The 24,342-nt window shown below is 36.9% G+C and carries 37 protein-coding genes and 1 pseudogene; 32 read left to right on the forward strand and 6 right to left on the reverse strand.

Going from position 1 to position 24,342, the window contains the following annotated elements:
• Window positions 1–16: 16 nt before the first annotated feature.
• Window positions 17–673 (reverse strand): LexA family transcriptional regulator, encoded by a 657-nt coding sequence (locus ME5_RS00155; RefSeq protein WP_008037265.1) that lies wholly within the window; start codon window positions 671–673, stop codon window positions 17–19.
• A gap of 87 nt (window positions 674–760) precedes the next feature.
• Between ME5_RS00155 and ME5_RS00160 the strand changes: the two genes are divergently transcribed.
• The 6 genes from ME5_RS00160 to ME5_RS00190 all read left to right on the forward strand — a co-directional run bounded on the left by ME5_RS00160 (window position 761) and on the right by ME5_RS00190 (window position 3,865).
• On the forward strand, window positions 761–1,012 hold the full coding sequence (locus ME5_RS00160) for a hypothetical protein (RefSeq protein ID WP_008037266.1): 252 nt from the start codon (window positions 761–763) through the stop codon (window positions 1,010–1,012).
• A gap of 692 nt (window positions 1,013–1,704) precedes the next feature.
• Window positions 1,705–2,046, forward strand: coding sequence for a hypothetical protein (locus ME5_RS00170; RefSeq protein WP_245256461.1), 342 nt, complete (start codon window positions 1,705–1,707; stop codon window positions 2,044–2,046).
• Window positions 2,043–2,948 carry a helix-turn-helix domain-containing protein gene (locus ME5_RS00175; RefSeq protein WP_008037270.1) on the forward strand — a complete coding sequence of 302 codons (906 nt, stop codon included), beginning with the start codon at window positions 2,043–2,045 and terminating at the stop codon, window positions 2,946–2,948. Before ME5_RS00170 ends, ME5_RS00175 begins: the two co-directional genes overlap by 4 nt.
• On the forward strand, window positions 2,890–3,309 hold the full coding sequence (locus ME5_RS00180; RefSeq protein WP_008037271.1) for a hypothetical protein: 420 nt from the start codon (window positions 2,890–2,892) through the stop codon (window positions 3,307–3,309). Before ME5_RS00175 ends, ME5_RS00180 begins: the two co-directional genes overlap by 59 nt.
• Window positions 3,306–3,560: a DUF2312 domain-containing protein gene (locus tag ME5_RS00185; protein WP_008037272.1), complete on the forward strand. Its 255-nt coding sequence runs from the start codon at window positions 3,306–3,308 to the stop codon at window positions 3,558–3,560. Before ME5_RS00180 ends, ME5_RS00185 begins: the two co-directional genes overlap by 4 nt.
• A gap of 5 nt (window positions 3,561–3,565) precedes the next feature.
• Window positions 3,566–3,865 (forward strand): hypothetical protein, encoded by a 300-nt coding sequence (locus ME5_RS00190; RefSeq protein WP_008037273.1) that lies wholly within the window; start codon window positions 3,566–3,568, stop codon window positions 3,863–3,865.
• A gap of 5 nt (window positions 3,866–3,870) precedes the next feature.
• Here the strand turns inward: ME5_RS00190 and ME5_RS00195 are convergent, their stop codons facing one another.
• Window positions 3,871–4,266, reverse strand: a complete 396-nt coding sequence (locus ME5_RS00195) for a type II toxin-antitoxin system HicB family antitoxin (RefSeq protein ID WP_008037275.1) — start codon at window positions 4,264–4,266, stop codon at window positions 3,871–3,873.
• Window positions 4,267–4,304: 38 nt separating this feature from the next.
• Complete coding sequence (locus ME5_RS00200; protein WP_008037277.1) at window positions 4,305–4,487, reverse strand: type II toxin-antitoxin system HicA family toxin; 183 nt, start codon at window positions 4,485–4,487, stop codon at window positions 4,305–4,307.
• 108 nt (window positions 4,488–4,595) lie between these two features.
• On the opposite strand from ME5_RS00200, the gene ME5_RS00205 reads away from it, so the two are divergent.
• From ME5_RS00205 to ME5_RS10145, 3 genes are read left to right on the forward strand one after another with little or no spacing between them, the layout of a single operon-like run.
• On the forward strand, window positions 4,596–4,886 hold the full coding sequence (locus tag ME5_RS00205) for a hypothetical protein (protein ID WP_008037279.1): 291 nt from the start codon (window positions 4,596–4,598) through the stop codon (window positions 4,884–4,886).
• Complete coding sequence (locus tag ME5_RS00210) at window positions 4,879–5,238, forward strand: helix-turn-helix domain-containing protein (protein ID WP_008037281.1); 360 nt, start codon at window positions 4,879–4,881, stop codon at window positions 5,236–5,238. The genes ME5_RS00205 and ME5_RS00210 overlap by 8 nt, the downstream gene beginning before the upstream one ends.
• Before the next feature lie 48 nt (window positions 5,239–5,286).
• Window positions 5,287–5,913 carry a hypothetical protein gene (locus ME5_RS10145; RefSeq protein ID WP_008037282.1) on the forward strand — a complete coding sequence of 209 codons (627 nt, stop codon included), beginning with the start codon at window positions 5,287–5,289 and terminating at the stop codon, window positions 5,911–5,913.
• Between the two features lie 94 nt (window positions 5,914–6,007).
• Here ME5_RS10145 and ME5_RS00220 read toward each other — a convergent pair whose 3' ends face one another.
• On the reverse strand, window positions 6,008–6,217 hold the full coding sequence (locus ME5_RS00220) for a helix-turn-helix domain-containing protein (RefSeq protein ID WP_008037285.1): 210 nt from the start codon (window positions 6,215–6,217) through the stop codon (window positions 6,008–6,010).
• 206 nt (window positions 6,218–6,423) lie between these two features.
• Here ME5_RS00220 and ME5_RS10225 point away from each other — a divergent pair, with 206 nt between their 5' ends.
• From ME5_RS10225 to ME5_RS10150, 4 genes are all read left to right on the forward strand, one after another.
• On the forward strand, window positions 6,424–6,600 hold the full coding sequence (locus ME5_RS10225) for an HNH endonuclease signature motif containing protein (protein WP_081489571.1): 177 nt from the start codon (window positions 6,424–6,426) through the stop codon (window positions 6,598–6,600).
• 19 nt (window positions 6,601–6,619) lie between these two features.
• Entirely contained in the window at window positions 6,620–6,850 is a 231-nt protein-coding gene (gene nrdH / locus ME5_RS00230; RefSeq protein ID WP_008037286.1) for a glutaredoxin-like protein NrdH, read from the forward strand.
• 146 nt (window positions 6,851–6,996) lie between these two features.
• Window positions 6,997–7,881, forward strand: coding sequence for a DNA-processing protein DprA (locus ME5_RS00235; RefSeq protein ID WP_008037288.1), 885 nt, complete (start codon window positions 6,997–6,999; stop codon window positions 7,879–7,881).
• A complete protein-coding gene (locus ME5_RS10150) occupies window positions 7,874–8,494 on the forward strand; it encodes a hypothetical protein (RefSeq protein WP_051016479.1) in 621 nt (206 codons plus the stop codon). Before ME5_RS00235 ends, ME5_RS10150 begins: the two co-directional genes overlap by 8 nt.
• A 128-nt stretch (window positions 8,495–8,622) precedes the next feature.
• Here ME5_RS10150 and ME5_RS10155 read toward each other — a convergent pair whose 3' ends face one another.
• Entirely contained in the window at window positions 8,623–9,132 is a 510-nt protein-coding gene (locus ME5_RS10155) for a helix-turn-helix domain-containing protein (RefSeq protein WP_008037293.1), read from the reverse strand.
• A 32-nt stretch (window positions 9,133–9,164) separates the two neighbouring features.
• Here ME5_RS10155 and ME5_RS10705 point away from each other — a divergent pair.
• From ME5_RS10705 to ME5_RS10165, 13 genes and pseudogenes are all read left to right on the forward strand, one after another.
• Window positions 9,165–9,476, forward strand: a pseudogene (locus tag ME5_RS10705) (HNH endonuclease); the annotation flags it as partial.
• A gap of 135 nt (window positions 9,477–9,611) precedes the next feature.
• Window positions 9,612–10,007, forward strand: coding sequence for a hypothetical protein (locus ME5_RS10710; protein ID WP_245256563.1), 396 nt, complete (start codon window positions 9,612–9,614; stop codon window positions 10,005–10,007).
• Window positions 10,008–10,351: 344 nt separating this feature from the next.
• Window positions 10,352–10,696, forward strand: a complete 345-nt coding sequence (locus ME5_RS00255) for a hypothetical protein (protein ID WP_039964351.1) — start codon at window positions 10,352–10,354, stop codon at window positions 10,694–10,696.
• Window positions 10,696–12,378 (forward strand): terminase large subunit, encoded by a 1,683-nt coding sequence (locus ME5_RS00260; protein ID WP_008037299.1) that lies wholly within the window; start codon window positions 10,696–10,698, stop codon window positions 12,376–12,378. Before ME5_RS00255 ends, ME5_RS00260 begins: the two co-directional genes overlap by 1 nt.
• Complete coding sequence (locus tag ME5_RS00265; RefSeq protein ID WP_245256462.1) at window positions 12,375–13,628, forward strand: phage portal protein; 1,254 nt, start codon at window positions 12,375–12,377, stop codon at window positions 13,626–13,628. Before ME5_RS00260 ends, ME5_RS00265 begins: the two co-directional genes overlap by 4 nt.
• Window positions 13,625–14,290 (forward strand): HK97 family phage prohead protease, encoded by a 666-nt coding sequence (locus ME5_RS00270; RefSeq protein WP_008037305.1) that lies wholly within the window; start codon window positions 13,625–13,627, stop codon window positions 14,288–14,290. The genes ME5_RS00265 and ME5_RS00270 overlap by 4 nt, the downstream gene beginning before the upstream one ends.
• Before the next feature lie 25 nt (window positions 14,291–14,315).
• A complete protein-coding gene (locus ME5_RS00275) occupies window positions 14,316–15,548 on the forward strand; it encodes a phage major capsid protein (protein WP_008037312.1) in 1,233 nt (410 codons plus the stop codon).
• 74 nt (window positions 15,549–15,622) lie between these two features.
• Window positions 15,623–16,183: a head-tail connector protein gene (locus ME5_RS00280; RefSeq protein ID WP_008037317.1), complete on the forward strand. Its 561-nt coding sequence runs from the start codon at window positions 15,623–15,625 to the stop codon at window positions 16,181–16,183.
• Window positions 16,180–16,545 (forward strand): head-tail adaptor protein, encoded by a 366-nt coding sequence (locus tag ME5_RS00285; protein WP_008037318.1) that lies wholly within the window; start codon window positions 16,180–16,182, stop codon window positions 16,543–16,545. Before ME5_RS00280 ends, ME5_RS00285 begins: the two co-directional genes overlap by 4 nt.
• A gap of 5 nt (window positions 16,546–16,550) precedes the next feature.
• Window positions 16,551–16,742 carry a hypothetical protein gene (locus ME5_RS00290; protein WP_008037320.1) on the forward strand — a complete coding sequence of 64 codons (192 nt, stop codon included), beginning with the start codon at window positions 16,551–16,553 and terminating at the stop codon, window positions 16,740–16,742.
• Window positions 16,742–17,146, forward strand: a complete 405-nt coding sequence (locus ME5_RS00295; RefSeq protein WP_008037327.1) for a DUF3168 domain-containing protein — start codon at window positions 16,742–16,744, stop codon at window positions 17,144–17,146. The genes ME5_RS00290 and ME5_RS00295 overlap by 1 nt, the downstream gene beginning before the upstream one ends.
• A gap of 92 nt (window positions 17,147–17,238) precedes the next feature.
• Window positions 17,239–17,712 carry a phage tail tube protein gene (locus tag ME5_RS00300; protein ID WP_008037330.1) on the forward strand — a complete coding sequence of 158 codons (474 nt, stop codon included), beginning with the start codon at window positions 17,239–17,241 and terminating at the stop codon, window positions 17,710–17,712.
• A 10-nt stretch (window positions 17,713–17,722) separates the two neighbouring features.
• Window positions 17,723–18,313 carry a gene transfer agent family protein gene (locus tag ME5_RS10165; RefSeq protein WP_008037331.1) on the forward strand — a complete coding sequence of 197 codons (591 nt, stop codon included), beginning with the start codon at window positions 17,723–17,725 and terminating at the stop codon, window positions 18,311–18,313.
• A 23-nt stretch (window positions 18,314–18,336) separates the two neighbouring features.
• Here ME5_RS10165 and ME5_RS00310 read toward each other — a convergent pair whose 3' ends face one another.
• Window positions 18,337–18,897 carry a hypothetical protein gene (locus ME5_RS00310; RefSeq protein ID WP_008037333.1) on the reverse strand — a complete coding sequence of 187 codons (561 nt, stop codon included), beginning with the start codon at window positions 18,895–18,897 and terminating at the stop codon, window positions 18,337–18,339.
• Between the two features lie 40 nt (window positions 18,898–18,937).
• Here ME5_RS00310 and ME5_RS00315 point away from each other — a divergent pair, with 40 nt between their 5' ends.
• The 6 genes from ME5_RS00315 to ME5_RS00340 all read left to right on the forward strand — a co-directional run bounded on the left by ME5_RS00315 (window position 18,938) and on the right by ME5_RS00340 (window position 24,295).
• Window positions 18,938–19,276 (forward strand): GTA-gp10 family protein, encoded by a 339-nt coding sequence (locus ME5_RS00315; RefSeq protein ID WP_008037335.1) that lies wholly within the window; start codon window positions 18,938–18,940, stop codon window positions 19,274–19,276.
• A gap of 2 nt (window positions 19,277–19,278) precedes the next feature.
• Window positions 19,279–19,695 carry an HK97-gp10 family putative phage morphogenesis protein gene (locus ME5_RS00320; RefSeq protein ID WP_008037337.1) on the forward strand — a complete coding sequence of 139 codons (417 nt, stop codon included), beginning with the start codon at window positions 19,279–19,281 and terminating at the stop codon, window positions 19,693–19,695.
• Window positions 19,682–22,276: a tape measure protein gene (locus tag ME5_RS00325; protein WP_008037339.1), complete on the forward strand. Its 2,595-nt coding sequence runs from the start codon at window positions 19,682–19,684 to the stop codon at window positions 22,274–22,276. The genes ME5_RS00320 and ME5_RS00325 overlap by 14 nt, the downstream gene beginning before the upstream one ends.
• Before the next feature lie 19 nt (window positions 22,277–22,295).
• Window positions 22,296–22,895, forward strand: a complete 600-nt coding sequence (locus tag ME5_RS10170) for a hypothetical protein (protein WP_008037341.1) — start codon at window positions 22,296–22,298, stop codon at window positions 22,893–22,895.
• Window positions 22,892–23,467, forward strand: coding sequence for a DUF2163 domain-containing protein (locus ME5_RS00335; RefSeq protein WP_008037342.1), 576 nt, complete (start codon window positions 22,892–22,894; stop codon window positions 23,465–23,467). Before ME5_RS10170 ends, ME5_RS00335 begins: the two co-directional genes overlap by 4 nt.
• A 63-nt stretch (window positions 23,468–23,530) precedes the next feature.
• Window positions 23,531–24,295, forward strand: a complete 765-nt coding sequence (locus ME5_RS00340; RefSeq protein ID WP_008037343.1) for an outer membrane protein — start codon at window positions 23,531–23,533, stop codon at window positions 24,293–24,295.
• Window positions 24,296–24,342 lie beyond the last annotated feature (47 nt).

Below are 24,342 nucleotides of genomic sequence, written 5' to 3' on the forward strand. Positions count from 1 at the left end.
GAACGCTTTACACGACCTATATTGCATCACCAGACATAACTATATAATGCACCGACACAACACGCTCATGTGGAAATATTAGCTCCTTTTGTGGGTTAAATTGTTCAAGTACCAGTTCATTAGCGTTATGTTTGCAAAATCTTTTTACAAAAGCGTGTGGAGGTGAGTTTTCATCAATCATCACTTGCGCAACAACAAAATCGCCTTTTTTTGTTCTTCTTGTAGGGTCAACATAAACGACTTCACCATCAAAATACCGTGGTGACATTGAATCGCCACTTACAACCACACCATATGAACCTGCAACGGCTTGCAACTGTGGAGGGCAAAGAATATCATAAAGTCTATTGCCATTTAAAACAAACTCCCCATCAATGCCACCAACGGCTTGTCCATATACTGGTATTTTCTTTGTTTGATCAAAATCTACAGAACCTATAATTCTTGCGTTTGACTGCGGTAATTTATTTAAACCGCCCACCAACAAATCAGAAACGTTTAATTCAAGAGCCTTAGCTAAGAGTGGCAACTTATCTTGTCGAAATGTTTTTTTTCTATCCTCAAGATAATCACGTATATAACCACGCTCTAAGCCAACTTTTATGGCCGCTTCTATTGGGCTTATCTCAAGCTCATTTAATCTAGTTTTTATTATATTTTTTAAGTTGTCCATGTTTTTATAATAAAATAATTTCAAATAATTCCAAAGTTGTAAATATCCTATTGAAAAGTTGTACGTTTCCAACTATTGTATCCAATTATGGAAACACAACTTGCACATAACCTTTTAAATCTTGGTATCAAGTTTTCTAAAATTCAGAAAATTGAATTGTCTACGATTGGCAAAAATTGCGCATCTGATGGGCGTTTTTTCGTTCGCATCAAAGCTGGAAAAACTTTTACAGCTCGTAAATATGACGATGTTGTTTATTGGTTTTCTGAAAATTGGCCAAAGACTGAACCTTGGCCAACTGAAATTCTCCGACCTTCCAAAAGAGAGGATGCGGCATGAAGCGGTATGCAATTTTAACATTGGCGTCTTTCGGGTTTTCTTTTCTATTCACAACTCTGTTGGTTACAGTCGGTGATAAAGAAAACGCAGCCCATGTTATGACTGGCAGTTTTTTTTGTATCCCAAGTACCATTGCCATCATGTATTTTATGGAGGAATTTTAATGCCTCCCATTACCCTTCGGCAATGTCTGCCAAATGTTAAAGCAGCTGTCCATTTTTTAAAGCGGCGGTTGAGCAATAGTAATCTCTGCAATTTTGATCTTTCTAAAAAAGGAAGATTGACATGAGTATTTCTATCACACGGGGCGTGTTACAGCGCGATCTTAATACTTCAAAGTTTCGCCCGTGTTTACGGCAATGGCTGGCTTTGAATAAATGTAGCTTTATTAAATTACAGGTAGGCTGCGACTTAAATACTATAAACACAGCCATTGCCAATTTATTTAAATTTCCACGCGGATTTTCTCTCACTTTGACGCGTGGAAGGGGGGCTGATTGTGGCTTCGTCACCATTTTTCAGCCCCTTTCGTTTTTCTCGGACATTATTCAACACCCTAAACAAAATACGTCCGAGCGGTTCAAACTCTTCAACTTTAATGTGTCGTTTATCAAACTCCTTTCTTGTCATGTGTGTAACAGTATCAAGGAGTTTTTGACGTGGGCGACAAAATTCATGACGTGGGCGACAAAATGAGTAAAGCGTATGTTTCCTATGCCAGTGAAATGGCAACAATCATTATTAAGAGCGAATTTAAAGGTGCTGGCGACACAATAGAAGCCGCAGCATATCGCGCTGAACGCAAATATAAAGCACCTGCCAGCATTTTAATGCGGTTGCGCCATAGGGCATCTGAAATGAAAGATATGAAGGTTTCAAGCTGGTTTGCAGTTTTTGAAGCCTATCAACGCGCCTGTGTAAAGGCAGAACGAAAATACGAAGCTATGAGGGCAGAAAATGAAACTAATCCGCTTTTGGTTAGCGTATCTGATTTTGTGGCTGGGCGGGAAGCTGAAAAGGAAAAAATAAAATGAGTTTTCAAGCTATGGCATGGGCAATAAAACAAAAGGTTGGTAATGCTACAGGCAAAGCCATTCTCTTGATGCTTGCCAATTATGCAGATGAAAAGGGTGGTTGCTTTCCAAGTCAAACGACGTTGGCCGATGAATGCGAATGTTCAATTCGCGCGATAAGCAATTGGCTGTCTAAGTTTGAAAGTATGGGAATTATTATTCGTGAAATAAGACACGGGCAACGTGGCTATAGAACATCAGATTTTATTCAACTTGATATAAATAACCTACATGCACCTCGTTCACGTGAAAATGGTTCACGTGAATATCGTTCCGAGCCTACATGCACCTCGTTCCAGTCCAACATGCACGAGGTGCAGAGCAATAACCTATCAGATAACCTATCAGATAACCAGTCAGTGAATAACGTGCGCGCGAAAACTGAACTTTCTCAAAAGCAAATTTTTGAAAAAGAGTTTTCAGAAAAATTTTGGACAACATATCCAAACAAGACAGGAAAACCAAAAGCCTTGGCATCTTTCGCCAAAGCTAGAAAAAAAGCTTCACTCGAAGAAATTATGCAGGGGTTACATAGGTATATCGAGGCCAAGCCAATTGGTCGCCAATGGCTAAACCCTACAACATTTCTTAATCAAGAACGCTGGACTGATGAACCAGCTATTGTATCGGAGAAAATTCATGCAAGCACTTACGCAGACAACCGATCAGCAGGTCAAAAAGTCGCCGATGAAATGCGAAAACTCGCGTCTCGCTACAACTCTCGACAAGCTCAACACGCTTTTGACAGGGGAATATCCGACAAGGTTCAAGAAAGGTATGAAACCGACCCCTTCACAGATCGAGATGATCAAAAAAACGCTCAAAGAGGCTCAACAATTACTCTTATTGCCAGCAACGGTTGATGAAATTGCAGAACAATTTTCACTGCTTTCTGGAGCCATGAGATTACCAAAAGACATGGATAGTAACAGCACAGCAAAAGCTTACATGATCGCACTTGAAGGGTATTCAAGCTTTGCCGTTCGTAAGTCGGTTGTCGACATAATCAAGGGCAAAGCAAAGGGATTTAATCGAACATTTATGCCATCTGCACCTGAATTATCACTGTATTGTGAAAGCCTTGAGCAGAGTGAGCATCTTAAAATCAAAACGGTTGAGCGGATTATAAATGCTCCTGAAGAAGAGGCTTTGATTGAAATTATTTCAGATGAAAAACATCAACAACTTTTAAAAGCATTTAAGAGCATTGGAGAAGCAGCATGACTATAGACGGCTTAACAATGGAAACATCAGTCGCTCAATTACGTTCTTTCATTGAACGTATTGAACGTTTGGAAGAAGAAAAGAAAACGATTTCTGATGATATAAAAGACGTCTATGCTGAAATGAAAGGCACAGGTTTTGATGATAAAGCCATTAGAACAATTATTCGTTTAAGAAAAAAAGATGCTCATAAGCTTCAAGAGGAAGAAGCCATAATCCAACTTTACAAAGATGTTTTGGGTATGGAGTGAATGAGATGATGAACCCATTTAATCGTAAAAAGCAAAAACGTATTAAAACCGCTAATTTGGTACATGGATATGAACCTTGCGGAGATACGCATGTTTATGAAAAAATATGGCATCTCATTGAATTTGAAGATGGGACACGTGATACTGATGTTGATCTTTGTGGCATTCACACAATGATGGACTCGATTGATTTTTCTATACCCTCTCGCGTGAAAATCTGGAAACGTGGACAACCCATTGCAAAAAGTCTTTTGATGAACCTGCATAAGCTTGATTGTGAATTAGAAAAGGTCATCAAAACATGAAAAGTTTATGTCTCAATTTCATGCTTCGCTGCATTGGCCAAAAAAGCAGACCGAGAAAGCCCACGTGTTTTTGCGGCGTTATCTATTGCATTGAGAAGTCCTCGCTCAAAAGTAACATTTGCACGAACAACCTCTGTGTCATTAACGATCAAGGGAACGCTAATAAGAAAAGCACCTTCTGCCAAAGATTGTTTAATCTCTGTACGAGATACCAAAGTATCATAGCTTGTTGGTTGAGGATATTTATCGACATCTTCAAAATAAAGTTGGAGAGCTTCTATCGCTTTTGCGACAATATCTTTTTCTTCATCAGCAGCAGAAAAAACGCATGGAAAATCTGGAAATTCAATACCAAATGCAGAACCTTCATCTTTTCTTACAATTGCATAATAACGAAACATATGACATTCTTTCTATTAAAAACAAATAAGCTTGCTGATTATATCCAACCAGCTTGTTTTGCTATGGCTTTTGCCGTTCCAAGAGGCAAATCCTTTTTAGGATGGGGAACAATAACGACGCGTCCATCCTTGCGAAATTTGTTATGGCTTCCACGAACGCTTATCAATTCAAAACCATCTGCCTTTAATTTTTTAATGATTTTTGTACTATTACGTTCCATATCAAAACCTTTTTCATGTGTATATATATACACAAATAAAACAAAATTGTCAATTTCTTTTGTGCATAATAGTGCGAATTTTGGCAAAAGGTGCAAAGGTCATTCAAAATGAGAAGAGCTGCCAAACGCGACCTATCAGAAAAAGGCATCGTCTCTCTTTTAAGACAGTTTCATATGTCTGTTTATAGATTAGACCAGCCTGTTGATCTTCTTGTTGGGTATAGAGGTCAAACCTATCTGATTGAATGTAAAAGCGGTCATAAAGGCTATGCAAAAGCTCTCAATGACAATCAAGCACGTTTTGCAGATGAATGGCGTGGAAATCCAGTCGTAACTCTTCACGACACAATAGATGCTTATGATTGGGCTAAATCAATTATGGGATATCACGATGTTTGATTATGATAGAGCTACCAAAGAACAACTGGTTGATCGTATTTTTCAACTAGAGGTAATTTTAGAAGAAAACAACCGAGAAAGACGAGAGATTAATTTAATCAATCATTTCAATATCACAAAACAGCAAGCCATTATTTTATGTGCTTTGTTAAAACGGGAAATTGTAAGAAGTGAATATATTTTAGCACTTTTAGACCATGAGTTTAACCCAACGAACAATCTTGTGTCTGTTCAAATTAATAATATTAAAAAAAGAACGGGTTTAAAAATAAATAATATCTATGGGATTGGTTATTCACTTAATGCAGAAGACACACAAAGAGTTAAAGCGATAGCAATGTCCAGTGATTGAAGTTTGAAAAAAGGGGCATGGAAAGAAGATTAAGAAAGGCTTGATACTATGGTTGAAGTGATCAAAAAGAAAGCGCGTTCAAAGGCTGAAAAGCTCAGATTAAAGCGTAATAAAGGTAGACCTGCAATGGCTGATGCTGATCGAGAAAAAAACGGTCGTTTAAGTCGCCGAAAAGCTTCGATTAATCGTCGTAAACTTGAGACAGAAAAGGAAATAAAATCAGTTGTAATAGCTGCACGTGAACGAATGGGTATTCCAATGTCCTATTTGAATACAGCAGAATCTGGAAATGCGCTTGGTCGTATTATGATTATGTTTCCTGACATTATAAAAAGATACCACTATCTTGCAGGATTGCGTTTTGGTGAAGCGTTTGCAAGGTATTACTATCTTGTGGGCATACCTTTTCCATCGGCTCGATCAGCTGATCTATTAAATGTTCATGGACGAAATGATTATGAAAACATTGATGCAGTGAGAAAAGCGACAGATCATGTAATGATATTAGAACAGATCATTGGCATGGTAGATATTAGCGGTTTGCCTATTAAAAAGGTAATGAAACAAGTCTGCATTGAGGATGTAGATCAGAACATGAATTATTCTCATATGGTTCAATTTTTACGTAAAGGACTTGATGCACTCGTTGATTACTATCAAATAGATAGAAATTAAATGGCAATTATTGTCAGATTTGACATGCCATTTATTTTTTGTCATGATCAATAAAATTCGCGAATAGGTGTAGGCAGGGTTTACGCTCTGCTTTTTATTTTTCACCCCATGGTTTTAAATTATGAGCGATTGCAGTGCACGAAAGGGCAACGGTGAGAGGAATAATAACTTCACGCCCATCTTCACGGCGGACACCTTTATCATAGTTTTCAATAGTTGCTTTGGATAAGCCAAGAACATCAGCAGCTTTTGCTTGTGTGAAGCCCATTTGTTTACGCCAATGCTTGAAATCTTCTGGTTTCATGTTATGTTCCTATTAATTTGTGAGTATATGTTTTGCCAAAGCTTCCAATACTCAAACATCAGTTATCTGTTATAAAGCCATTAATTGGTTCATACCCTAATGATAAAAAAGAATGGCTTAAGCTACGTGACAAAACAGTCACATGGCGTAAATGGTATTATTCTAGAAGATGGCGTAAACTAAGATGGCAGGTGTTAAAGGACAGTATGTTTACATGTGCCATATGCGCAAAGCTAGAACATAATACAAGCCAGCTCGTCTGTGACCATATAAAGCCGCATAGAGGCAATGAAGCAATGTTTTGGGATATAACCAACATGCAATGCTTATGCAAACATTGTCACGATAGCGTTAAGCAACAAATAGAAAAAAGAATGCAATGACGATAAGGGCAACTGTAAAATGGTTATAGTCTATTCAAAACCCAATTATGTTCAGTGCACAGCCACTAAAAATATGCTCGATAAAGCAAAGATTATCTATCAAGTCATAGACATCACAAAGAATGAGCAAGCCTATTCATTCGTTCAAAGCCTTGGCTATAAGCAAGTGCCTGTCGTCACAATAGGCGATATACATTGGTCTGGTTTCCAGCCTGATATGCTTAAAAAGCACATTACAGACCAAAAATAAATTCAATCAACAAGTCAATGGCAATGGGAGGGGGGATATCAAAAATAGCCAGTTGGTATGTGCAAAAAATGCACTAACGACTTTACTTTATGCAAAAATTTATAATAAAGATTGTCTTAGATATAAATTAAATATAAATTAAATTAATGAATTATGCACTAGACATATTTAACGCTTATAAAGCAATCTCCCCTCGCATAGAAATGGGGGCGTATGAGGCTATGTGGCTTGAAAAAGGTGCAAGTTTTAAATCAATAGCACAAAAATTTTTAAATGATAAGAAGGCAATGCCTTCTGATCTTGTATCAGAAAGTGAAGCGGAAAAATGTGCAAAAGAAGTTATTCAGCGATTTTATGATGCTGGTATTAATAAATTTGGCATTCGTATCAATAAAGCTGGTGATTACCCTACAAAACTAAGAGATGCAGTTCATCCGATTGAATTACTTTATTATCAAGGAGATTGGGAACTAACAGAAGCTAAATCGTTTGCAATTGTTGGTAGTCGTGACGCTTCTGAATTGGGACAAAGACGAGCTGCTCATATCGCAAAAGAACTTGTACAAGAGAATTATATAGTTGTTTCAGGTTTGGCAAAAGGAATAGATACAGCAGCTCACAAATCAGCAATTAATAATGGAGGGCATACGATTGCTGTTATCGGAACTCCGTTAAATAGCAATTATCCTAAAGAGAATAGTGATCTACAAAAAAATATTGCTAATAATCACCTATTAATTTCTCAAGTACCTGTTTTGCGTTACTCTAAACAAGGGCCACAACAAAATCGTTTATTTTTCCCTGAGCGCAATGCAACAATGAGTGCACTAACAATTGGGACAATTATTGTTGAAGCTGGTCAAACATCTGGATCACTAACTCAAGCTAGAGCTGCTCTAAAACAAGGAAGAAAATTATTTATTTTAAATTCTTGTTTTGAACGAACTGATATAACTTGGCCAAGATATTACGAAGAAAGAGGCGCTATAAGAGTTCATACCATGGATGATATTTGGGGGAATATTGACTAACTTATTAAGGCTTACCCGAATAGATGACTTAACACGTGGAGATCATTATTTTTTAGATGCAAATGATGATTGTTATTTTATTTGGGAATATAAAAGAGGGGCTGGGTTTCGTGGTAAAGCTAATAGCCTAATTTATAATTTAAAAAAGAAGCCATCACAAACAAAAAATCAAGCAATTCTTAATCATAAACTTAATGCAATTACAGAATGTTCAAAAACTTTATCTGAAATATTAAATCCTGATTTTATAGCTATAGCAACATTTGTTCCTATACCATGCTCTAAGCATACAAGTGATCCTGAATACGACCATAGGATGGAACAAATTTGTCGCAGTATTAATGGGGCTAACGACGTTAGATGTCTAGTCTCACAAAATAAAACAACTAAAGCTTCACATAATTCTGAACAAGGAAATAGAATAAGCATTGAAGAACTAATGGAAGTTTATGAAATCGATCAGAGTTTAATTTCTCCCACTCCTACTACTATAGTTATAGTCGATGATGTTCTTACTACTGGAACTCACTTTAAAGCTATGAAAAAAATACTTTCACAACAATTTCCTCAAGCAAGAATATTAGGTTTTTTTATTACGCGTCGAGTCATATAGGAACAAGACGGTTATAATGTTAATGTGCTTTTAAATTCATTAACTTAACATCATTTATTCCGCCGCCATTCCCAAGGTATAGTAAACTGACCTTGCCAAATGCCAACTTTAAAACGAGATGCTTGTTTTTATGATATATTTTCTTTAACCTTATCTAGAAAATCGCAAAAAAGAGACATAAACCGTTCTTGATCTTTATTATTTGCGGCTTCTATTAGCGGCTCACAAAGTTCGGCATAGTTTTTACTATTATTATGTAATTCAAGTTTCACATCATGGCCATACAAGTCATCAAACGTATTGCTATGCAATCTCTTTATTTTAGTACATATGCGATCTAAATTAATATTTTCATTCAGAAAGTTTTGTTCTACCATATTCAAATAAATATCCCCAGACATTAGCCTTAAGCGTCGGTCCATAACGCGTTCATATTGTGGGTATGGTATTAAGTTTTGTTGAATGGCCGAGCAAGCAAGTGCAATAGACTTTGGAATTGAAACTTCACGACCATCTTCATATCGTGTACCGCGCTCATAATTGCCAAGTGTCTGTATGGATATATCAAGAGCCTCAGCTGCTTGTTTTTGTGTAAAGCCCATTTCTTTACGCCAACGCTTGAAATCTTCTGGTTTCATGTTATGTTCCTATTAATTTGTGAGTATATGTTTTGCCAAAGCTTCCAATACTCAAACATCAATTATCTGTTATAAAGCCGTTAATAGGTTCGTACCCTAATGATAAAAAGGAATGGCTTAAGCTACGTGACAAAACAATCACATGGCGCAAATGGTATTACTCAAGAAGATGGCGTAAACTAAGATGGCAAATATTAAAAGAGGCACATTTCACATGTGCTATTTGTCAATCAATAGAGCATGATACAAGTAAACTGGTTTGTGATCATATAAAACCTCACAAAGGGAATGAAAAACTCTTTTACGATTTGTCTAACCTTCAATGCTTATGCAAACACTGTCATGATAGTATTAAACAACGTGAAGAGAAGCGATGGCTTAAAGGCACTATATTCTATCCAGAATATTTACAGCCTTCTTTGATACCTTTGACAATAATGTGCGGTGCGCCTGCCTCTGGGAAAAGTAAATATATAGCCATGAACAAAGGAGCCAAGGATATTGTTATTGATCTTGATGAAATCGTCGCATCGATATCGGGGGTACCGTCACACGATTGGAGCCGTAAAAAGTATGCTGAAAAAGCGTTTTCAAAGCGCAACCAGATGCTTTCAAGCTTATCAATGGATAAAGTACATAGGAACTATGATCACGCATGGTTTATTGTTTCAGAGCCAGAAGCATTTAGACGTTCTTGGTGGGAAATGAAGCTAAACCCAGAAATGATTATTGTTCTTGAAACGAGTGAACAGCAATGTCTTAAAAACGCTGATCTTGATAGTGATAGAAACAGGCAAGAAACAGCCCTTGCAATTAATAAGTGGTGGAATAATTACACGCCGAGAAATGGCGATGTGATTTTTAGACAGACTTAATTCAATTGAAAACAGCAACTGGATAAAGTCAATTGATGTTGATGGATATCTATACGATAGATGCGAAAGCTTCAAGGTAGTGCAATAGACTATAAGCACTTCACCAGCCTATCATCTCATCAAATATCTTGAGGAAACACCCAAGTGATAGACATCAAATTAATCGAGCCGCTCAATAACGTTCTGTGATGATTTAAGGGGTAATATAAACGGGGGGGCGGTCGAAAGTTTAAAATCTTTTGTTTGCGTCAACCGGCATGGGGGTCATTTGCATTTTTTTTAACAACGTATGATTATAAAATCAAAAAAATCTTTGAATTTTTATTTCACAAAACAAATAGTTAATGGGATTTAATCAAATGGCACGTGGTGGTTATCGTATAGGGGCTGGAAGACCTAAAGGACAGGCTTCCGTCAAAATAGATAAAAAGGACATAAAAACAATAAAGAAAAGTGCCAAATTATCCAAAAAGTCACCTCTTGAATATATGTTGGACGTTATGAATGATGAGAGTGTTGAAGAGAATAGACGCGATAAAATGGCTATTGCGGCAGCACCTTATGTGCATGAAAGAGCTATAGATAAAAAACTTGGCAAAAAAGAACAAAAAAAAGAAAACGCAAAAACCGCCGTTAATATTTTTACACAACGCCGCACAAGACCAAAGCTTGCAATTAATAATAGCTGATGACTTGGGATACATCACTTCCTGATTGGGAAGATAAAATTATAAAGGGAGACAGCATAATCCCTGTTAAACCTATTTTTAAAGATCAAGCAGAACATGCACTGTCAATCTTTAAAAATTTAAAAATGGTTGACGTTCTTGGTAAGCCGACATTTGGTGAAGCATGTGCAGATTGGGTATTTGATTTTGTTGGTGCGATTTTCGGTGCTTATGATGAAAATCAAGGACGACAGCTGATTGAAGAATTTTTTCTTTTGATTAGCAAAAAGAACGGTAAATCGACAATAGCCGCAGGCATTATGATGACGGCATTGTTGCTTAATGATCGGGATTCCGCTGAACTTTTATTACTGGCACCAACAAAAGAGGTTGCTGACAACGCTTATAAACCAGCCAGTGACATGATTAAGAATGATCCGAATTTGGAACTCATTCTTGAAGCAAAAGATCATTTAAAAGAAATACGCCATATTGAAACAGGAGCTGTTCTTAAAGTTGTTGCAGCAGATAGCAAAACAGTATCAGGCAAAAAAGCATCTTTTGTATTGGTTGATGAACTTTGGCTTTTTGGCAATATGGCAAATGCCGATACAATGCTTCAAGAAGCAACAGGAGGTCTCGTTTCACGTCCAGAGGGTTTTGTTATTTATCTATCGACACAGTCGGATAAACCACCTGCTGGAGTATTTAAAACCAAGCTTGATTATTATCGCGATTTGCGTGATAGTAAAATCGTCAATAAAACAAGAATGGGGGTTCTATACGAGTTTCCTAAAAAATATATTGATCATAATTTATATTTGGAACCTGATAATTTTTATATAACAAATCCTAACATCGGACGTTCTGTTCAAAAAGAATGGATTTCAAATAAACTAAGTGAAATAACCGATGAAGATAGCCGCATCACATTTTATGCAAAACACTTGAATATTGAAATTGGCCAAAACCTTCGATCAAATCGTTGGTCTGGTGCAGAATTTTGGATAAGACAAACGGATGAAACGCTTAATTATGAAAGTTTATTAGAGCGTTCAGAGGTTGTTGTTGTTGGTATTGATGGCGGCGGTCTTGATGATTTATTTGGCTTATCGCTTTTGGGTAGAGATAAAACCAATAAACATTGGCTTTCTTGGTCGCATGCTTGGGCGCATGAAAGTGTTTTAGAGCGTAGAAAATCCATCGCAAGTTTATTAAAAGATTTTAAGAATGATGGTGATTTAACCATTGTGAATGATAGTCTTGCGGATATTTCATCGATTATTGAAATCATTTCAGATGTCAAAAATCGAGGTTTGTTAGCGTCTGTCTCTGTTGATCCTGCTGGTATTGGTGAATTGATAGAAGCTTTAGCTGAAATTGATGTCACACCAGAGAATAATCAGGTTATTGGCGCACCTCAAGGATATATGATGATGAATGCAATCAAAACCGCAGAGCGCAAAGTCGCGAGTGGAACATTTTGGCATGCCAAAAGTGCATTAATGAATTGGTGTGTAAGCAATATAAAAATTGAACCAACAGCGACAGCCATAAGAGCAACAAAACAAACGGCTGGTGATGCGAAGATTGATCCAGTCATGGCGATGTTTGATGCAGTCACCGTAATGAGCCGCAATCCAGAAGCTAAAAATAGCGGTACAATTGAACAATATTTTGCAAGCCTTGGGGGCAAAGCGTGAATATCTTTAAAAAAATGCGCGATGCCTTTTTTACAAGTCCTCGCCGCCAAGTTATTGACGATAGTGCGCTATCATATGCAGGTATAACAAGTCATTCAGGTGAAGTTGTCAATGAAAACTCATTGTTGGGCTTATCGACGGCATGGCGTTGCATATCTTTGCTTTCTGGGACGGTGGCTTCATTGCCGATTAATATATACAAAGAAGACAGCGAAGGCGTACCAAGATTATTTAAAGAGCATCCTTTATATTTTATTCTTAAACGTGAACCCAATTATGATCAAACAGCTTTTGATTTTTGGCATTTTCTTGAATCTTCAATAGAAATGCGCGGCAATGCCTATGCAAGAATAACGAGAAATGGTGCAAAACATATTTCTTCATTAATTCCAATTCATCCTTCTTTTATCAGTGTCACGCGACAGCCTGATGGTGCTTTAAAATATCGTTGGAGTGAGAACGGAATTTATTATGAAGGCGGCAGTGAAAATATTTTTCATATTCGCGGCTTTGGAGGTGATCCTCTTGGTGGTTTATCTCCTTTATCTGTTGGAAGAAATGTTTTTGGAAACGCATTAGCGGCTGATAATTCATCAAGCGATATGTTTAAAAACGGTCTTAAACCAACGGGCGTTTTAACGTTTTCAGAATGGCTTAATGAAGAACAAAGAAAAATCGCAGAAGAAAATCTTTCTAAAAAAATAGGCATTGGGAATGGTGGTATGCCACTGATTTTAGAAGGTGGAACGTCATGGCAACAAATCACTCTTTCGCCAGAAGATGCCCAAATGTTGCAAAGCCGATCGTTTTCGGTAGAGGAAATTTGCCGCATTTTTGGTGTGCCGCCGCACATGGTTGGACATACAGAAAACTCCACAAGCTGGGGAACAGGATTAGAGCAGCAAACTCTTGCATTTTTGCAATTTACTTTACGCGAGAGGCTTAAACGCATTGAGCAAGCCATAAATAAGCAGCTTTTGACACGCTTAGAGCGCCAGAATGGAGTTTATGTTTCTTTTAATCTTGAAAGTCTTCTTCGTGCAGATAGTCAAGGACGGGCGCATTTTTATCAGGTGATGACGCTGATAGGTGCAATGACGATAAACGAGGTCAGGCGTCTTGAAAATATGCCACCTGTCGATGGTGGTGATACGCCAAGAATACAAATGCAAAATGTTCCGATTGATCAGGTCGATAATGAAACCATTCGTGCGTTTGCTGAACAAATTCAGCAGGAGAATAACCTATGAAAACCAAAGAAATTAACTTTCAAGTTAAAAATTTATCAGAAAATGGAACGTTTCAAGGATACGGTTCTATTTTTGATAATATTGATAGTTATGGTGAAGTTGTAAAAAATGGTGCATTTTCACAAAGCTTAAAAAAACATCAGGAAAAAGGAACGAATGTTGTCATGCTTTGGCAACACAACAGAGAAGAGCCGATTGGTGTTTGGAGCGAACTTCAAGAAGATCAAAAAGGCTTAATTGGTAAAGGTCATATAAATCTTGATGTTCAAAAAGGGCGTGAAGCTTATTCCTTAATGAAACAAGGCGCATTAACGGGTCTATCGATAGGTTATCAAGAACTCAAAGCCCATAATGATAATAATGTTCGTTTACTAACAGAACTTGATCTTTATGAAATATCTCCTGTCACTTTTGCGGCAAACAGTGAAGCACGCATTGAAAGTTTAAAATCAAAAAGATTTGAAGATTTCGCGCAAAATTTGCGTGATGGCAAACCAATGCCAATAAAAGATTTTGAGGATATCTTGCGTGAGGCAGGAATTCCAAAAAGCATGGCCACACAAATTGCCTCTGTTGGCTATGCAAAAGCTATTCGGAGCGAGTCTGATAGCAATAAGGCAAATGAAGCGACTGCGTTTTTAAACGCACTATGTGTCGATTAACATTTCAAATTTAAGGATTCGCAAAATGACGGATATTGAAACAAAAAGTGCAGAAACACTTGCACGTGAAGTCAAAGAAAGCTTTGATAAAAAACTTGATGCTGTCAAAGAGATTGCAGAAAAAGCAATTTACAGTGTTGAAGGTTTAACAAAGTCAGAAAAGGAAAAAGCTGATGAACAGCTTACTTTGATGAATGAGGCAAAATCGCGTTTAGATGAGATTGAGCAAAAATTGGCACGTTCACCTTCTCAAGAAATGTCTCAAAAAAGTTTAGGTGAACAGTTTGTTGAGAATGAAGAATTTAAAGCAATGGCAGCATCACCGAATATGAAATCAACATATTCTATGTCTGTTAAAGCTGATATTACAAGCGTTAATGATGGTAATGCTGGGTCTGCTGGTGCTGCAATCGCACCTAATCGATTATCAGGTATTCAAACGCTTCCACAACAGCGTTTGACCATCAGAAATCTTTTGTCAGCAGGACGCACAAATTCTCCTCTTATTCAATATGTTCAAGAAACTGGTTTTACCAATTCTACAGCACCTGTCAAAGAGGGTGAGCTAAAACCACAATCTGATATAAAACTTGCTGATAAAGACGTTGGAACGAAAGTTATCGCGCATTGGATGCGTGCTACAAAACAGATTTTGTCTGATTTTCCACAACTTCGATCTTTTATAGATGAACGCTTGATTTATGGTTTAAAGCTCGTTGAAGAAAAACAGCTTTTAAATGGTGATGGCACGGGCGAAAACCTTCATGGTATCATTCCGCAAGCAACTCAATATAACGCGCCACAAGGATTAACATCACCGACACCTGTAACAGGTATTGATGTTTTGCGTATTGCCATGCTTCAAGCAGCACTTGCAGAATATCCAGCAACTGGTCATGTTCTTAACCCAATCGATTGGACGAGTATTGAACTCTTAAAGGATACGCAAGGTCGCTATATTATTGGCAATCCACAAGGCACGTTAAATCCAACATTGTGGAGTTTGCCAGTTGTGACGACACAAGCCATTGAGGTCAATAAGTTTTTGACGGGTGCTTTTGCACTTGGAGCGCAAATTTTTGATCAATGGAATAGTCGTATTGAGGTTGGTTTCCAAAATGATGACTTTACAAGAAACAAAGTAACAATTTTGGGGGAAGAACGGCTTGCTCTTGCGGTTTATCGACCAGAAGCATTTGTTTATGGTTCTATTACACCAACACAAAGTGAAGCGTCCAGTATAAATAAAAAATCCTAATAGTGATTAAAGGGGGCTTTTAGCTCCCTTTTTTAAATTTTATGAAATCTATCTTAAAATCAAAAGGAAATACTATGCTTTTGCCCGTGATTTTAGAAAAGCCTACAACTTTAGCGGTTTCTCTTGAAGACACAAAAAAGCATCTTGATGTTTTTGGTTTTAATGATGATGACAACCAAATTACGGATATTATACAAGCTGCGACACAAAATTTAGAAAAAACACTGAATCTTACTTTAAATAAAACCAAGTTTTTTCAATATTTCAAGACATTCGAAAATGTTTTAAGATTATCTATTTTTCCAATTATCAACATTGAAAAAATAACGTATCGAAACGAAAATAACGAAGAACAAACACTTGATAAGAACAGTTATCAACTCATCGAAACGATTAATGGAAGTTATGTTTGTGTAAAAGGACATCGTCCAAAGACAAACAATGAAATCGATGCCATTAAAATCTTTTTTTACGGTGGTTATGAAGGTGATGATATTCCACCATCATTAAAAGCAGCAATGCTGCTTCACATTGGTTCCCTTTACGAACATCGAGAAGATTTATCAAACACAAAACCAATATCAACAGATGCTTACAACGCACTGATATGGCCTTATCGGAGACCTAAAGTATGAGGCTTCATGAAGATTTTGGTTTTTTTAAACGAGAAAAAATTGATGATGGTATGGGCAATTTTTATGGCAAATGGGTCATGAAGTTTAGGACAAAAGCAGCCATTACATATCGCCAAGGCAGTGAGACGGTACAAGCTTCACGTTTAGAGGGCAAACAGCCAGCTTTTTTAAGTATAAGGCGCTTTTCATCAGCCGAGGATATTACGACAGATTGGTGTTGTTGCAATATGCGTGACACAGAATTTGATCAAAAAACAGGAAACTTTAAAGGCGCGGTTTATAATATTCGCGCGATTAATTTAGAACCTTCCAATCGTCAATATTATCGACTGACTTTAGAAGGTGGCGTTGCGATAGGATAATAACAATGTGGATTAAAATTATAACTCCTTTTGAATGGCGACCAACGATCAATCAGATTTATAGTTACAAAGTTGGTTATTCTTATAATGTAACGAAATCATGTGCAGAACAAGCCATTAAAGCGCGTGCGGCAAAAGCAATTAAAGCACCAAGCCGCCAACAAAAACACTCTATCAATAAAATTGTTGATCAATAATGAAATCGTTAACGAATGAACTGCAATATAAAATAGTGCAAATATTGCGTAATGATAAAGATGTTCAATCATTTGTTGATAAAAGAATTTTTGATCAAGTACCAGAAGACGCTTCTTTTCCTTATATTTCTATTGGATCATTTGACATTACAACGACACCTTATGATTGTTTTGAAATTGAGGATGTGAGTATTCAAATCGATGTTTGGTCGCGAAGTGTTGGTTTTGTAGAAATGCGCGAAATCTCACATGCTGTACGTCATTGTTTACACAATAAGGATTTTGAATTGCCAAATAATGCGGCAATCCTTTTTATACATCAAATAAGTCGTGAATTGCGCGATCCTGATGGTCTGACTTCACATGCTGCATTAACCTTCAATGCAGTGGTTCAAATCAGATAATTTTCTTCTCTACAGTCTTTAAAAAAGCGTGGAGTGCCTATTCTTTGAAACCCTTGGGCAAGGTTTAAATCTTAAAATAAGGAGCCTTTTTCATGGCACAAGCAACCGTAATTAAGGGAGGCAAGGTACGTGTATTCATTGGAAATACAGCAAATCCAATTGTTTATAGCAATCCTTGTGGCTTCACTTCACGTTCCGTTTCAACGACAAAAGGTTTGGAAGAGGTCAATATTCCAGACTGTGATGACCCTGATAAAATTGATTGGGTAGGTCGTGGAGCTACAAGTTTATCCATGTCTGTGACGGGAGAAGGTGTTTTAGCAGAAGAAAGTGCAGAAACATGGCTTAATGCTATTGAAAGCACAGATTCCGTTCCGGTAAAAATTGAATGGGAGTTTCCTGCAAAAACAATTACATGGACTGGTAAAATGCAGGCAGAAACATTTGAAATTACTGCTGCCAATGGACAAGTTGTTACATCCAATGTTTCCCTTCAATCAGATGGTGAAATGGTAAGAGTGGTTACCCCTGTAAACGGTGGTGGCGGCTCTGGAGAAACGGAATAAAATACATAAAATGGCGAATAGAAGCGGCAAAACTATTCTTAATTTTGGTGAAAATCGATATGTCTTTAAAATTGGTTATGGTCAAATAAAAGACATTCAAGATAGTGTTGATGCTGGCCCATTTTTTATCTTAGATAGTTTTTTAAACGGTGAATATAGGATAGATTATATCCGTGAAGTTATTCGTTACGGATTGGTCGGTGGTGGCATTCATGAAATTGAAGCTTTAAAAATAGTTGAATGTTATGTGGAAGATATCGACAATTATTCTTTGCATAATAATGCTCTTATTGCCTCTGTTATTCTTTCTTCTGCCATACAAGGCGCACCAGAAGAGGATAAATCTATAAAAAGAAATGCAAGGGGCGATGGTTCTAATGAACCGCCCCTTTCAAATGGTAAAATACGATTTTCAAGCGTTTATGGCGCTGGTGCTGTTATTGGATTTACACCAATGCAGATTGATCAAATGTCAATTTGGGAATTTAATGCAGCCATTGAAGGTTATATTGCAGCCAATTCTGCGAGTGATAAAAGTGGAACAAAGCTTACCGCGGAAGAGGCAGAAGAACTTGCAGCGGATATATTGGCAATTAGTTAGTTTTTATTAATAATTTTAAAAGCCTAATTCATTTGTAAATTTGTACCGCGCCACATGTCTTCTTCTGGAAGATATTTCATTAAAATAGTATAACTTGATTGAATACGCCCTCCAAAACTATTTGTTGCTGAAACATATCCAAAAACAGAGAATTGACAATTTTTTCTTTTGTCAACATGATAATTATTTGGAAATTTAGCGGAGCTTGGGTCTTTTAAAGAACGTTTTACAAAGGCCTTAGACTTTATGTATGCGAAATCCTTATCATTGCACCATTTATCAGCTCTTTTTTTAAGCATATTTTCCTTTTCTTCTTTTGCTTTTTTTACAAGAAAGACTTCTCTTTTTTCATTCGTCCAATCATCTGCATTAATTATTCCAGCTTCTTTGGCGTTTCTTTTATCCGAAGCGTTTAAAAAACCTTCTGAAATAGCAGTTTTATCTGCTTCGCGACTACCCATTATCGCCATAACAAAACCAGCAATGATAAATATAAAAAAAAGCTTTCTATGACCTTTAATAAAAAGAAAGACAATTGCCAAAAGGCAGCAAATAAAAAAAGCAAATATATAGTAAATTTCCATAAAAAATCCTAATCTTTTAATTATAGAGTGATAAAGAAGTATGTCCAAAGAAATGTCAATAATAGAAAGCTTTGGAGATAAAGACTATATCTTCAAACTGAATTATAAAACGATGATAATCGTCCAAAATGAAATTGATGCTGGTCCATTGGTTATTTTAAAATCTATTCTCAATGGCACTTTTAAAGTTGAACATATTTCAACAATTTTACAATGGGCGCTTGTCGGTGGCGGTCTTACAGCAAATGAAGCTTTAAAACTTGTTAAAATATACGTTCAAGATATGCCGATTAATGATAATCTTGAATTGGCGATGAAAATTATGTCAGCCGCTATTTATGGGCGTGAAGAAAATAGCAAATCCAATGAAAAGTCTTGATTATGCGTTATGTTATTGGATTGGAAAACATAGAAAAACGTCTTGAATTAATAAAAAAAGCGGCAAAAGAGAAAACAGCCCCTGTTATATTAGAAAGTGCCAATAAGATTGCCGACGATGCAAGATCACTCGTTCCAAATGATACAGGAAATTTAAAAGACAGTATACGTGTTGAACATGGTGATACACCTTTACAATATTTCGTGAAGGCTGGTGGTGAAGCCACAACACGACAAATTAGAAATGGTACAGATGCCACTTATGATTATGCTGCGGCCGTTGAATATGGAACCACAAAAAATGACGCTCAACCTTTTTTTTGGCCAGCCTACCGTCTGAATAAAAAGAAAGTCAGAGCGCGCATAAGAAGAAAAATATCAACTGAAATTCGGAAGGCATGGAAAAATGTCACAGACTGATGATGCAAGATTAGCGGTTTTGCTTGAAGCGCGTCTTAATGATTTTGAACGTTCTTTAAATCGTGCGCAAAAGACATTTGCTAGTCGTGCATCTTCGATGGAGAAAACAGCAGAACGTACAAGAAAAAAGATAGAAGGCACGTTTTCTGGTCTAGGAAATAATTTATTATCCACTGTATCAAGATTTGCGTTACCTATTATTGGCATCGGTTCTATCGCTGGACTTACAAAATATGCAGATACTTGGAGTGATTTAAACGCGCGACTTGCAAATAGTACAGGTTCAACAGAAGCGGCTGCAGCAACAATGCAACGTTTAAGTGATGTTGCTGATCGCACCTATTCAAGTCTTGAAACAACTGTCAATAGTTTCATTGAAAATTCACGCGCTTTAAAAGATTTAGGACTTAATACAAAGCAACAGCTTGATTATACGGAAGCTTTAAATAACGCGCTTGTTGTTAGTGCGGCAAGAGGTGAACGAGCAAGAGCCGTACAAAACGCACTTTCAAAAGCAATGGCGGCAGGACGTCTATCAGGTCAAAATTTAAATACTGTGATACAATCTGGCGGTCGTGTTGCAGAAGTCCTTGCAGATGAAATGGGGGTAACAGTTTCTCAACTTGCTGTATTAGGTCGGCAAGGAAAAATTACTGGCGACGTTATTTTTTCTGCACTGATAAAAAACATGGCAAAGTTGAGGGAAGAAGCTGAAAATATGCCTTCAACCATTGAGGATGGCTTCCAAAGACTTGGAAATGCACTGTTAAAATTTGTTGGTAGTCTTGATCAAGCAACAGGTATTACGGGTGCTGTTGCAAATGGGCTTATCTTTATTAGTGAAAATATGGGCGCTATTGCGACGGGGGCGGCCGCTGCCGCTGTTGTTTTATTAAGTACGAATACAGCCTATATTTCAAGTCTTAAAAGAGTTATTGCAACTCAAGTCGCCGCTATTGCTACTAATCCCTATCTCTTAATTGCCGCAGCAATAGGCACAGCTGTTACGGCTTTGGTTGCTTTTTCAGATGAAATTAAACCTATAAAAGGTGAAATGGGAACATTAAGCGATTATTCAGCAGTGATTTGGGATGACATTAAAACACAAGTTGGTGAGGCGTGGAAAGTTATTTCAGATTTGACACATAAATTAATAGATATGATTACACAAGGTTTAGAAGGAATGGGACTTTCTTGGGAAGATGTTATGAAAGGTATTAAAAAATATTATAATACAATAATCGGTTTATTTCTTGGAATGGCCAAGGGATTTATAACAACATTTACAAAACTTCCTCAAGCGATAGCTGATGGTGTTATCTCATCAATGAACCGCATGATACAGTTGGTTGAAGATGGTTTAAATTCAATTATTCGCGCGACCAATAAAGCCATAAGTGCAATTAACAATATATCTGGTGTTGTTGGTGTGGAAGTTGGGGTAATTGCCGAAATAAACTTACAAAAATTAGAAAATCGATTTGCAGGTGCAGGGAGAAGAGCTGCGGAAGCCTATCAAGATGCTTTTAATCAACTTAACCGTGATTTTATTGGTGACTCTGATTGGATAGATCATACTAGAAGAAGAGCAAATGAAAGGGCAGAAGCAAGAAATAAAAAATTAGAAGAGGAACAAGCCAAGGCTTCCCTATCTAAAAATTCATCTGGTGGTCAATCGACTATAAGTGATTTAGACAAAGAGATTGCAAAAATCAAAGAACACACAAAAGCTTTGCAAGATCAAGCTAAAATACAGGCGCAAATTGACCCATTAGCAAATGACTATGAATATACATTAACCAAGCTTACAACCATACAACAACTTTATAATGCAGCAACCAAAGCAGGCTTAACAGTAACGCCAGAAATGGCACAAAGCTTTGAGGTTTTAGCAGAAAAAGCAGCTCAAGCTGAAGTGGAAGTTAATAAGATTAAAGCAGCTCAAGATGAGCTTGTTAAAAAAATAGCCGAAGTCAAAGATATTTCACGAGATATGACAAGAACATTTATTGATGGAATGATTGACGGTAAATCGGCTACAGAAGCTTTGGGTGATGCTGTTTTAAGACTTGGACAACGATTGCTTGATGCTGGTTTGGATAGTATTTTTGACACCATTTTTCAATCGGCAGGCGGTAGAAAAGGTGGTGGTTTTCTTTCAGGCATTCTGGGCTTTGATAAAGGTGGCTATACTGGTGACGGTGGCAAATATCAACCTGCAGGAATTGTTCATAAGGGTGAAGTCGTTTGGTCGCAAAGCGATGTTAAAAAATGGGGTGGTGCAAGAGCTGTTGATGCGATGCGCCGTGGTTATGCTCATGGAGGAATAGCAGGAATGCCTTCAAGAATGGCTATTCCAAATATTCCGTCACCTTCATTTTTAAGAACAATGAGCCAAGACACACAAAGAGCGATAAAGGTTGATGTAACGCCCTCGCCTTATTTCGATGTCAAGGTAAGTGAAATATCAGATCAACGCATTCGATCAGCCGCACCAACAATTATTAATCAATCTGTGTCGCAATCTGATCGAAAATTTGCACAAAATTATCAAGATTCTTTAGACAGAAGTATTTTATAAAGTTGCGGATTTATTTGATATGATAACATTACCAAAAATTGATTATAGTTTTAGTCATTTTGAAATACAAAGATATGTGTCGCAATCTCAAAGTAATAGCGGACTGATAAATATTTATGAATATTCAGACCCTCGTTGGAAAGTAACTCTGACAACACGACCATTAAGATATTCAGATGGACAAATGATTGATGCTTGGTTCCAATCTTTGCGAGGTGGCGTAAAACCTGTTCTTTTGAGTTCACCGCATTATTGCCAACCGCGCGCACATATTGGCAATAATGGTGCAGAAAAACAAAATGGCACCTTGATTGCAATTGAAAATAAAACCAAACTTACAATTGGGGGTAGCAACTCTTCACTACAACTATCAGCTGGTGATTATGTTTCATTTTCATACAACACTACGCATGCATTAGGAATGGTTTTAGATGCATCAAGAAATAACGCAAATATTATTGTAAATATCGAACCATCTTTACCTGATTATATAAAAACTGGTGCGACAGTTTATTTTGATCGTGCGGAAATTTTAACGCGTCCGATATGGGAAGATTATGAAAAATGGACATGGGAAAATCGGAGTGTTACTTTTAGTTTTATGGAGAGTTGGAAATGAGATCACTTAGCCAACGAACCATAGACTTATTAAACCAAGGAAGAATGAAAGGTGCAGAACTTTTACGATTTGATTTTGCAAGTGGTACTTATGGTTTTTGGACTGGAAAATCAGAATTTGAATATAATGGATTAAATTATTTGCCAGGTGGCATATTGTCTATAAGCTCAATTCCAGGACAATGGGGTTATAATGCTCAAGGACTGACGATTGAGTTGGCATCAAGCCCAAATGATGGCTTAACACCTGAAGTTCTAGCGACGATGGATAATGAAATTTGGCATCAGCGTCCTGTAACTATTTATGAAGCTTTTTTTGATCCCGACAGTTATGAATTACTATTTGTTGAACCTCTTTATCGCGGTCTTTTAGATACATTAGAGTTTCAAGATGGTTCAGAAACAAAACTTATTGCGACATGCGAAAGCCGCGCCTTAGACAATAGCCGTGAAGGCTATAGAATGCGCTCAATGAACGATCAACATCTTATTAATTCTGGTGATAATTTTTATTCTTTTGCAGAGTCGACAGGCAAAACCGTTGTTCCATGGGGGCAAAACAGACAAGCTTAATATGACTTGACTTTCATTACATTGTAAGCTTTTCATAAGAAAATTTTTTTGAGGGAAAATTTCATGCGCCGCATTCTTTTTGGATCTATTGCCAGTTTTCTTATTTCTAGTCCAACATTTGCTGATGAGAATTATTCATGGGCTGGTTTTTATATTGGTGGTCAAGCTGGATGGATGCAAAATGATGTGAAATATAGTCAAAACGCACCTTTTGCCCTCAATATATTAAATGATTACACAGGTGAAAGATATGCAGAATATACACCTCTGCCTATGAATAATGAGAAAAAGAATAGTTTTTCTGGTGGTGTTTATGCTGGATATAATTTTATGCTTAGTAAGCATTTTTTATTAGGAGCAGAGGCCGATATAGCATTATATAATTATAAAAATAATGATAATTTATACATAGATAATATATATCCTTATAATTATAGTCTTAAAAAATTCTATCTTTATGAAGAAAAAGTAAAATTATCACGTTCAGTCTCTTTAAGAGCGCGTATTGGATACGCCTCTAGTCGGTTTTTAACCTTTGCAACTGCTGGTATATCATCAGGAACAGCAGACTATAATATACATATTGACGGCGCTCAAACTTCTAAAGAGGTATATGCGTCAAATAGAAAATCAATGACAGGCTACACTGTTGGTGGTGGTGTAGAATATGCATTAACAGATCATATTCTTTTGCGTTCTGAATACCGTTACACAGACTATGGTCGAAAAGGAATTAAAATTGATGGCGATCAATTTATAACTCCTGCTGAATTTAAAATTGCTCACAAAGCGCACGATGTGCGTCTTGGTATCGCCTATAAGTTTTAAAATAGATTTATCATTAAAAACATAAGAGAGCATTGGCTCTTTTTTTT

Origin of the sequence: Bartonella tamiae Th239, from assembly GCF_000278275.1 — a bacterium.
Taxonomy (GTDB): Bacteria; Pseudomonadota; Alphaproteobacteria; order Rhizobiales; family Rhizobiaceae; genus Bartonella; species Bartonella tamiae.

Excerpts from the sequence above, each read along its gene's own strand:
- ME5_RS00155 (WP_008037265.1), bottom strand. The coding sequence starts at position 673 with ATGGACAACTTAAAAAATATAATAAAAACTAGATTAAATGAGCTTGAG.
- ME5_RS00160 (WP_008037266.1), top strand. The coding sequence starts at position 761 with ATGGAAACACAACTTGCACATAACCTTTTAAATCTTGGTATCAAGTTT.
- ME5_RS00170 (WP_245256461.1), top strand. The coding sequence starts at position 1,705 with ATGAGTAAAGCGTATGTTTCCTATGCCAGTGAAATGGCAACAATCATT.
- ME5_RS00175 (WP_008037270.1), top strand. The coding sequence starts at position 2,043 with ATGAGTTTTCAAGCTATGGCATGGGCAATAAAACAAAAGGTTGGTAAT.
- ME5_RS00180 (WP_008037271.1), top strand. The coding sequence starts at position 2,890 with ATGATCAAAAAAACGCTCAAAGAGGCTCAACAATTACTCTTATTGCCA.
- ME5_RS00185 (WP_008037272.1), top strand. The coding sequence starts at position 3,306 with ATGACTATAGACGGCTTAACAATGGAAACATCAGTCGCTCAATTACGT.
- ME5_RS00190 (WP_008037273.1), top strand. The coding sequence starts at position 3,566 with ATGATGAACCCATTTAATCGTAAAAAGCAAAAACGTATTAAAACCGCT.
- ME5_RS00195 (WP_008037275.1), bottom strand. The coding sequence starts at position 4,266 with ATGTTTCGTTATTATGCAATTGTAAGAAAAGATGAAGGTTCTGCATTT.
- ME5_RS00200 (WP_008037277.1), bottom strand. The coding sequence starts at position 4,487 with ATGGAACGTAATAGTACAAAAATCATTAAAAAATTAAAGGCAGATGGT.
- ME5_RS00205 (WP_008037279.1), top strand. The coding sequence starts at position 4,596 with ATGAGAAGAGCTGCCAAACGCGACCTATCAGAAAAAGGCATCGTCTCT.
- ME5_RS00210 (WP_008037281.1), top strand. The coding sequence starts at position 4,879 with ATGTTTGATTATGATAGAGCTACCAAAGAACAACTGGTTGATCGTATT.
- ME5_RS10145 (WP_008037282.1), top strand. The coding sequence starts at position 5,287 with ATGGTTGAAGTGATCAAAAAGAAAGCGCGTTCAAAGGCTGAAAAGCTC.
- ME5_RS00220 (WP_008037285.1), bottom strand. The coding sequence starts at position 6,217 with ATGAAACCAGAAGATTTCAAGCATTGGCGTAAACAAATGGGCTTCACA.
- ME5_RS10225 (WP_081489571.1), top strand. The coding sequence starts at position 6,424 with ATGTTTACATGTGCCATATGCGCAAAGCTAGAACATAATACAAGCCAG.
- nrdH (WP_008037286.1), top strand. The coding sequence starts at position 6,620 with ATGGTTATAGTCTATTCAAAACCCAATTATGTTCAGTGCACAGCCACT.
- ME5_RS00235 (WP_008037288.1), top strand. The coding sequence starts at position 6,997 with ATGAATTATGCACTAGACATATTTAACGCTTATAAAGCAATCTCCCCT.
- ME5_RS10155 (WP_008037293.1), bottom strand. The coding sequence starts at position 9,132 with ATGAAACCAGAAGATTTCAAGCGTTGGCGTAAAGAAATGGGCTTTACA.
- ME5_RS10710 (WP_245256563.1), top strand. The coding sequence starts at position 9,612 with ATGAACAAAGGAGCCAAGGATATTGTTATTGATCTTGATGAAATCGTC.
- ME5_RS00255 (WP_039964351.1), top strand. The coding sequence starts at position 10,352 with ATGGGATTTAATCAAATGGCACGTGGTGGTTATCGTATAGGGGCTGGA.
- ME5_RS00260 (WP_008037299.1), top strand. The coding sequence starts at position 10,696 with ATGACTTGGGATACATCACTTCCTGATTGGGAAGATAAAATTATAAAG.
- ME5_RS00270 (WP_008037305.1), top strand. The coding sequence starts at position 13,625 with ATGAAAACCAAAGAAATTAACTTTCAAGTTAAAAATTTATCAGAAAAT.
- ME5_RS00275 (WP_008037312.1), top strand. The coding sequence starts at position 14,316 with ATGACGGATATTGAAACAAAAAGTGCAGAAACACTTGCACGTGAAGTC.
- ME5_RS00280 (WP_008037317.1), top strand. The coding sequence starts at position 15,623 with ATGCTTTTGCCCGTGATTTTAGAAAAGCCTACAACTTTAGCGGTTTCT.
- ME5_RS00285 (WP_008037318.1), top strand. The coding sequence starts at position 16,180 with ATGAGGCTTCATGAAGATTTTGGTTTTTTTAAACGAGAAAAAATTGAT.
- ME5_RS00290 (WP_008037320.1), top strand. The coding sequence starts at position 16,551 with ATGTGGATTAAAATTATAACTCCTTTTGAATGGCGACCAACGATCAAT.
- ME5_RS00295 (WP_008037327.1), top strand. The coding sequence starts at position 16,742 with ATGAAATCGTTAACGAATGAACTGCAATATAAAATAGTGCAAATATTG.
- ME5_RS00300 (WP_008037330.1), top strand. The coding sequence starts at position 17,239 with ATGGCACAAGCAACCGTAATTAAGGGAGGCAAGGTACGTGTATTCATT.
- ME5_RS10165 (WP_008037331.1), top strand. The coding sequence starts at position 17,723 with ATGGCGAATAGAAGCGGCAAAACTATTCTTAATTTTGGTGAAAATCGA.
- ME5_RS00310 (WP_008037333.1), bottom strand. The coding sequence starts at position 18,897 with ATGGAAATTTACTATATATTTGCTTTTTTTATTTGCTGCCTTTTGGCA.
- ME5_RS00315 (WP_008037335.1), top strand. The coding sequence starts at position 18,938 with ATGTCCAAAGAAATGTCAATAATAGAAAGCTTTGGAGATAAAGACTAT.
- ME5_RS00320 (WP_008037337.1), top strand. The coding sequence starts at position 19,279 with ATGCGTTATGTTATTGGATTGGAAAACATAGAAAAACGTCTTGAATTA.
- ME5_RS00325 (WP_008037339.1), top strand. The coding sequence starts at position 19,682 with ATGTCACAGACTGATGATGCAAGATTAGCGGTTTTGCTTGAAGCGCGT.
- ME5_RS10170 (WP_008037341.1), top strand. The coding sequence starts at position 22,296 with ATGATAACATTACCAAAAATTGATTATAGTTTTAGTCATTTTGAAATA.
- ME5_RS00335 (WP_008037342.1), top strand. The coding sequence starts at position 22,892 with ATGAGATCACTTAGCCAACGAACCATAGACTTATTAAACCAAGGAAGA.
- ME5_RS00340 (WP_008037343.1), top strand. The coding sequence starts at position 23,531 with ATGCGCCGCATTCTTTTTGGATCTATTGCCAGTTTTCTTATTTCTAGT.